We start from the raw sequence: 510 nt of genomic DNA, 5'->3' as shown, positions 1-510 counted from the left end.
ATTAAATATAATATTAATAAAAATGTCCTCCTTTAACACTCGAAATTGACTATCTTGGTCATTTAAATCGTACATGAATTGACCAAAGTAGTCAATATATCTTTATATTTATTTTTAAAATACTTAAAATATGTTCGTTATCAATCACTTTTTTAATCTCAATTTTTTTTAGTGATTCAATAGGCACGTCTAAAGGAATTTGAATATCAACTTCATAAGCTGAAACTATATTTCCCTTAAATTCTTTAATTTCTTGAACGGATTTAGCGCCTAAGTTTTTAATATTTTCTAAAATTTCATCCGTTATATTTTTTAATTGATAAGTATATACATAACCATTCTTTATTAATTGGTTTTTAGAACGATTTGATAATTTTGAGTCACTAATTTTTTCCATATAAAACATTCTCCTCCTAATCTTAAATCAGTATAGATGTTCGTTTACACACTATATAATTTTAAAATATAAATCCATTTAATTGTCTATCTGTCAATATCACTAGAAATACC

The 510-nt window shown here is 23.5% G+C and carries 1 protein-coding gene; it reads right to left on the bottom strand.

Annotated features, from left to right (window positions below; genetic code table 11):
- Positions 1-91 precede the first annotated feature (91 nt).
- The gene (locus ACF91D_RS31675) at positions 92-397 is read right to left on the bottom strand and encodes a DNA-directed RNA polymerase subunit alpha C-terminal domain-containing protein (RefSeq protein ID WP_392438684.1); all 306 of its coding nucleotides are present in this window, start codon (positions 395-397) and stop codon (positions 92-94) included.
- Between the last annotated feature and the right edge of the window lie 113 nt (positions 398-510).

The organism is Staphylococcus sp. 231237_7MaSpsaltlick (assembly GCF_043107035.1).
The sequence above is the reverse complement of the archived record's forward strand: the minus strand, read 5'-3'. Positions and strand labels throughout refer to the sequence as shown.